Consider the following 7,107-nt stretch of genomic DNA (forward strand, 5'->3'; position numbering starts at 1 on the left):
CTTTCGCCGGGAACTGAAGTCCCGCACGGAAAGCGGGGCTAAAGCCCCGCACTCCACATATGGAGTTGCCGCGGGCACGACAAGCGCGTCCCTCCAGGCTGGGCGGGCGCCGCAGAAGGCGTCCCTCGGCTGCAATACCACCCAAAAGCTCTCCCCGCGAGCATCTCCGAACATTCCATGTTAACAAATTCTTAACAATTCCTTAACAAATGCCTAACAGAGCGTCTTTAAAATCAAGGCAAACGTGGCCACGACAGAAAGACCCAAAAGGGGCGGTACGATTCTAAACGATTCTAAGCTCCCCGAAAGGATTTTTTCGGGCAAAAGCGCGGTCTGACGACCTGCTGTGTGTTACGCTCCGTGAAAATGAGAGGAAACCAATGATGACGACGAGAAGATCACTTCCAGTGCGTTGGCTTGCCGGACTGGGGCTGACCGTGTTCAGCATCTGGGCGTTCCATGCGACCTGTTTCGCCCAGGTCCAGGTTGACCCCAAACTCCCGGACTACAAACCCGTGCAGGGGGTGTCGGGCAACCTGAAAAGTGTCGGCTCCGACACCATGAACATCCTCATGACCCTTTGGGCGGAGGGTTTTCGTCGTTACTATCCCAACGTGCAGATTGAGATCGAAGGAAAAGGCTCATCCACGGCACCGCCGGCCCTTATCGCGGGGACAGCGCAATTTGGGCCGATGAGTCGCCCCATGAAGGAAGCCGAAATCGACCAATTTGAGGCCAGGTTCGGCTACAAGCCAACTGCCTTACCCTCAGCGATCGACATGCTGGCCGTCTATGTGAATAAGGACAATCCCATCAAAGGATTGACACTCCAGCAGGTGGATGCCATTTTCTCGAAGACCCGGCGCGGCGGTTATCCCACGGATATCCGCACCTGGGGCCAGTTGGGCCTGACCGGAGAGTGGGCCTCCCATCCGATCAGTCTCTACGGCCGAAACTCGGCATCCGGAACGTATGGATTCTTCAAGGAGCACGCCCTGTTCGGCGGCGACTTCAAAGATGAGGTCAAGGAGCAGCCGGGCAGCTCATCCGTGGTTCAGGGCGTTGCGAGCGATCGTTATGCCATCGGTTATAGCGGAATCGGCTACAAGACCGCCGACGTGCGAGCCGTCCCCCTGGCTGCCAAGCCCGGGGCACCCTTCGTCCCTGCTGAACCCGAGCATGCGTACACAGGGGATTATCCCCTCGCCCGGTTTCTTTATGTGTACGTCAACTATAAGCCGGGAACGCAACTGGATCCGCTTCGGGCGGAGTTCATCAAGTACATTTTCAGCAAGCAGGGGCAAAGCGATGTCATTCGCGCCGGTTACTATCCCGTGCCGGCTGTCTTTGCCCGCAAGGCGTTCCAGTCTGTGGGGCTGTCTGTTGACTTCTGAAGTTCCGCGCTGGTATCTGGTGAATGAGTTTTCGACAACAGTTGGGGCTGAACTGACCACATCCGCAGGTCAGTTCGCATTATCCTAAAAAGATCAGGGCAGGGGCGCCGAGGAGCCGCCCCTGCCTTCCCATAGAGTCCCGCGTCAATCTTAAAAGAAATAGGCCATGCACCGGGGAACGAGTGTCCATGGGCAATGCGGATGCTGGCAGTTGCGCGAGCAGAATTGGCGGGAAGACCTGACAGCGGACACGCCCCATGCGAGCCATCAAACCTGACATGAGCGGTATCCTTTTGGTTAGCGTTGACAAGCATGGTGGATAGTTCATCACGGCGAAGAACTCACGTCGTCCACTGGATCGATCGAACCGCTGGCTGGATCATCACCCTCGGAGGCGTCAGCACGATCGTCGCCGTCCTGGGGGTTTTTGTGTTTCTGGTGTGGAGCGTGCTTCCGCTGTTCTGGCCCGCGTCTTTAACCCCTCAGACGCTTGTGCCCCTTGCGATGGAAATGCCAAGTGCCGCCTCAATTGTTACGGAGGCACCCGGCAGGCGTCCGACTTCTGAAGCCCCGCAACAACGGCGGCAAGCCCGGCAGACCGACCGTCAATTGCCTGATGACGCTCTTTCTTCGAACCCTGGGGTGTTTGGTTTAGATGAGTCCGTTTCCATACTCTGGGGCGTCTCGCGAACGGGCATCCTTTCTATATGGGAACTCCGCCACGGACAGTTGGTCTGGCAGGCTCCATTAACCGAATCGGAAAACATCGTCTGCGCCACGGTGGACGCTCGACGACGATCATTTGTGCTAGGAACGCGGGACGGCAAACTGCTGCCGGGAAGTTTCACGATCCAGATAAATTCTGTCCCTGAGGAAGAAGTTCCCACCCAAATCAGATCCCATTGGCCGAGCCCGGCGGCTGAGACCAAGGTAGTCATCGAGGGCGATACCGCCTGGTGGCCCACCGGACATGGGATGTGGCAAAGCCTGCGTGTCTCGATCTCGCGGGAAGATCCGGTCGCCCTGGGTGACCGAGCCGTCCTGCTGGTGGACTCCTCTTTTCGCGGTGACACCCGACTGGTAGCGGCTCTCACTGACGACGGAGTCCTCCACGTGGGGACCTCGGAAAAGAAGCTCAACTTTTTGACCGGCGAAGAGACGGTGACATTTTCCGGGGGTTCGCTGGAATTGCAGACGGAGCTCGGGGGCAATTTTCCCGGTTATCTCTGCATGTCGGGGGTTGGCGATTCGCTCTACCTGCTGTGGAAAGATGGACGGCTGCTCCGCATTGACTGCCGTGTGGTGGACTCCCTGCAGGTCGCGGAAAAACTCCGAGTCACCCAGGGAAACGATACCGTCACCGCATTCGGTCAGCTCATCGGAAAGAACACCCTCCTCGTTGGAACCCGCGAGGGCAGTGTGTCGGCCTGGTTCCCCATCAAGCCAGAGAATGCCAACACCCCGGATGGCGTGCAGCTTGTGCGGGGGCATGTTTTTCGCAAGGGCCAGGCCGCAGCCGTGTGTTTCGGTCCGTCGCAGCGGAGTCGCCTGTTCGCCGTCGCGTACTCCGACGGAACGGTGAGAGTCTTTCACGCCACAAGCGAGCAGGTCGTCGCGGAAGACAGGTTTGTGGCAGAGGTGACTGCGTCATCTGCTCAAGCTTCTCAACAACCCTTTGCCGTCACGAACGCCGCAAAACCGTGGAGGAGACACATTTCGGCTGTGGCGATGGGTCCCAAAGAAGACGCCCTCATCGCGGTGGAAAAACACGTGGCCCGGCTTTGGCGCCTAGCCGCTCCTCACGCCGGTATCACGCTCCGTTCGGTGTTCGGACGGGTTTGGTATGAAGGTTACTCGAAACCGGAGTTTGTCTGGCAATCATCGAGCGGTACCGACGATTTCGAGCCCAAGTACAGCCTCACTCCGCTCATTTTCGGAACGGTGAAAGCCACTGTGTTCGCCCTCCTATTTGCCGTACCACTGGCGCTTCTGGCCGCCGTTTATACCAGCGAGGTACTTCACAAAAGTGTGCGGGCGTATATCAAGCCCAGCCTGGAGCTGATGGCGGGACTGCCGAGCGTGGTCCTGGGTTTTCTGGCGGCACTCGTGTTTGCCCCCTGGGTGGAAACACGCCTTCCTCAGGTCCTGGCTGTGTTCTACACGGTGCCCTTTGCGCTGCTGCTGGGCGGCCACCTCATTCGTCTTCTGCCCAGGTCCTGGCAGTTCGTTGTGTCGCGGTATCGGTTCTGGACGATCCTGGTGGCCTGCGCGGTGGGCATTGCCCTGGCCAACTACGCCGGCCCACTGGCCGAGAAGGCCTTCTTTCACGGAGATATCAAGGCATGGTTGAACGGGAGGGTGGGAACCGGGACTCCCGGCTGGGCTTTTGCGTTATTGCCCCTCGTGGGCATGCTCATCGCGGCAGGTCTGATCGTTTCGATCGAACCAGCGATTGAAAGACTTCTGCCGCTTGCTTCTCATCGACTTTGGGCATGGACCAAGCTCGGTCTGTTTCTCGTCGGGATCGTGGCGGCGTTCGCTGCGAGTTTCCTTCTGGGGTGGCTGCTGACGCATGTCCTGGGCATCGATCCACGCGGATTGTTCCTTGGTACGTACGTGCAGCGGAATGCCTTCATCGTCGGTCTTGTGATGGGTTTTGCCATCATTCCCATCATCTACACAATCGCCGACGACGCCCTGACGGCCGTGCCGGATCACCTCCGTGCGGCGTCTTTAGGGGCGGGTGCGACGCCCTGGCAAACTGCTATCCGCGTGGTCATTCCCACTGCTATGAGCGGGCTTTTCTCGGCCCTGATGATCGGGCTGGGGCGTGCTGCCGGGGAAACAATGATCGTCCTGATGGCCGCCGGAAACACGCCCATCATGGACTGGAACATATTCAGCGGCTTCCGAACGTTGTCGGCCAACATCGCGGTGGAATTGCCCGAGGCGGTCCAGTACAGCACGCACTATCGTATGCTGTTCCTGGCCGGACTTTGCCTTTTTGTCATCACGTTCATCGTCAACACGGTTGCGGAGCTGGTGCGTCTCCGGTTCCGCAAGAAGGCATTTCAGTTGTGATATCAACTCCAAGACTTCCGCAAACCAAAACGGCTTAACGGTTCAAGTCGATGACACAGGTTTTAAGCCCGAGAAAAACACAGCTTTCTCGTGAGCGTCCGGATTTCCGGGACAGCCCGGCGCGATTGCTTTCGGCGTATGCTGAGCCTTCCCTGTGGCTGACCGGTGGCGCGCTGGTCATTGCGCTCGCCATGATGTTCGGCCTGCTGGCCCTCATCCTGGTCGAGGGAACACGGACTTTCTGGCCGCTTCGTGTCGTCCGGTGGGAACTGCCGGATCGCGTGGTAATGGGAGAAATTACCCGGAGTGAATGGTTTCGCCCGGACCTCCAATCCATTCAGACCATGCCACCGGAGCTGCGAAAGGCCTTCCAGGAGTCGATGGACAAGCACAACGGCTGGGTCCTCCGGTATCTGGTGAGAACAGGTAACTACGAACTCACCAATGAGCACTTCCGGTGGGTATCTGCTCCTGAGATCCACCTGGGCAAGACGACCTGGCCTGAATGGGCTCTCGTTTTAGAGCGGGTGGCGTGGGGACGGTTTTATGGAGTTCCCGTGGCTTTTCTGATCGATGGCAAGCCCCAGGCCACGACTGCCCCCGAAATATGGGACAGCTTTCTCCGCTGGCATCCGGAGGTTCGACGCCGGTTCCGGACCATCAGGCGGTTGGAAACGCGCGTTCTGGGCGACATCAATCACGATCTGGAGTCCGCCCGTCTGCGTCTGCGGTCCGTAGAAATGCAAGAGGGCAAACAGTCTCCACGTTACCGCCGGTTGGAAGCGGAGGTCGCCCAAGCAGAAAAGGAACTCCACGCACGTTACGAAGCGGTGCGGCAGGAGATCGAGCAATTGCGAGCCGAGAATGCTCGCTACACCCTTCGCCTGAAAACCGCCGATGGCCAGGAGAAAGACATCGCACTGGCCGACATCGTTCGTGCCTATCCGGCCAACCAACTTGATCTGGCTGGGCGATGCCGGGTTTATCTCAGCCGTGTCTGGGAGTTTTTAACGGACGAACCGAGAGAGGCCAACACGGAAGGCGGCATTTTTCCGGCGATTTTCGGGACAGCATTTCTCACCCTTTTAATGACCATGGCTGTCGTTCCCCTGGGTGTACTGGCCGCACTTTATTTGCGGGAGTACGCCAAAGGGGGCGTGATCGTCAGTGGTTTACGGATTGCCATCAACAATTTGGCCGGGGTGCCCAGCATCGTTTTTGGCGTGTTCGGTCTCGGATTTTTCTGCTACCTGGTGGGCGGATCGATTGATAGCGTTTTCTTTCGGGCCCGGCTTCCCAACCCGACGTTCGGGACCGGTGGAATCCTGTGGGCGTCCCTGACGCTTGCTCTGCTCACGTTACCGGTGGTCATTGTGGCCACCGAAGAGGCGTTGGCTGCCGTTCCGCGATCGGTTCGCGAAGGTTCCTACGCCTGCGGTGCCACGCGTTGGCAGACGCTTCGTCGGGTTGTTTTACCCCAGGCGTTTCCTGGGATCCTCACTGGCACGATTCTGGCAATGGCTCGCGGTGCTGGGGAAGTTGCCCCACTCATGCTGACCGGCGCCGTCAAACTGGCTCCGGAGTTACCCATTGATCATCGCTTCCCGTACGTTCATCTCCAGCGGAGTTTCATGCATCTGGGTTTCCACATTTACGACCTCGGTTTTCAAAGCCCCAACAGCGAAGCTGCCAAGCCGATGGTATTTTCCACAACGCTGGTGCTGATTCTGCTTATCCTGGCGCTCAACCTTTGGGCTTTCGCGCTGCGTGCCCGTCTACGCCGGGCCGCTCATGTCTTGCATATATGACGAGAGATGGCTTTACTAAAATGAGTTACCTGCGAGCCTTTGTTCCGATGAATCTCGACCGCAAGCGTGGCGTGTTGCGAAAGAAAAAAGAGTCGAAACAGTCCGAATCGACCACTGATTCGTTCATTGAGCGCATGTCTTCCATGGATCCCCATTCTGCGTCCTCGTCCGCTGAGACTACCTCAACACCGGGAAGTCCGCCTGGAAAAGTCCAGCAGAGCAGTGCCCAGACAAATGGGAGCCGTGACGGAAGCCCCCTCTCTTTTGAGGAGTCGCTCCTCCACGGCGCATCTCGCCTGGCAGCAATCGCCCGAGGCGAACCGTTTGAAAGCGAAATCCATCCCCAGGTTCTGGCAGAACCCGCCGTTCTTGAAATAGAGCATTTCAGCCTCTGGTACGGGAAAAAACAGACGCTTTTCGATATTTGCATGAACATTCCGAAAGGAAAAGTGACCGCCATTATCGGTCCGAGTGGTTGTGGCAAATCCACCCTGATCCGCTGCGTCAATCGCATGAATGATCTGATCGATGATGTGCGCACGGAAGGTGATATCCGGCTGGATGGCGTGTCGGTGTTCGACCCCACGGTGGATGTGACCCAAATTCGCAAGCGGGCAGGGATGGTCTTCCAGAAGCCCAATCCCTTTCCCATGAGCATTTTTGAAAACGTCGTTTATCCGTTGCGCATTCAGGGAATCCGAAATCGGCAGTACCTTCAGGAACAGTGCGAGCGGTGTCTCCGGGCGGCCGCACTCTGGGACGAAGTCAAGGACCATCTCAATCAAAATGCTCTTCAGCTTTCCGGCGGACAGCAGCAACGTTTG

The 7,107-nt window shown here is 57.9% G+C and carries 5 protein-coding genes; all 5 read left to right on the top strand.

Features of this window, described 5'->3' with window-relative positions; all coding sequences use genetic code 11:
- Positions 1–184: hypothetical protein (locus H5U08_RS07245; protein WP_297031688.1), on the top strand; the 184-nt coding region annotated here is incomplete at its 5' end.
- 223 nt (positions 185–407) lie between these two features.
- Positions 408–1,394, top strand: coding sequence for a phosphate ABC transporter substrate-binding protein (locus H5U08_RS07250; protein ID WP_297031690.1), 987 nt, complete (start codon positions 408–410; stop codon positions 1,392–1,394).
- Positions 1,395–1,706: 312 nt separating this feature from the next.
- A complete protein-coding gene (locus H5U08_RS07255) occupies positions 1,707–4,475 on the top strand; it encodes an ABC transporter permease subunit (protein WP_297031692.1) in 2,769 nt (922 codons plus the stop codon).
- Between the two features lie 50 nt (positions 4,476–4,525).
- A complete protein-coding gene (gene pstA / locus H5U08_RS07260) occupies positions 4,526–6,283 on the top strand; it encodes a phosphate ABC transporter permease PstA (protein WP_297031694.1) in 1,758 nt (585 codons plus the stop codon).
- A 20-nt stretch (positions 6,284–6,303) separates the two neighbouring features.
- On the top strand, positions 6,304–7,107 hold an 804-nt coding region (locus tag H5U08_RS07265; RefSeq protein WP_297031696.1), incomplete at its 3' end, for an ATP-binding cassette domain-containing protein.

This window comes from Thermogutta sp., from assembly GCF_014359955.1.
Taxonomy (GTDB): Bacteria; Planctomycetota; Planctomycetia; order Pirellulales; family Thermoguttaceae; genus Thermogutta.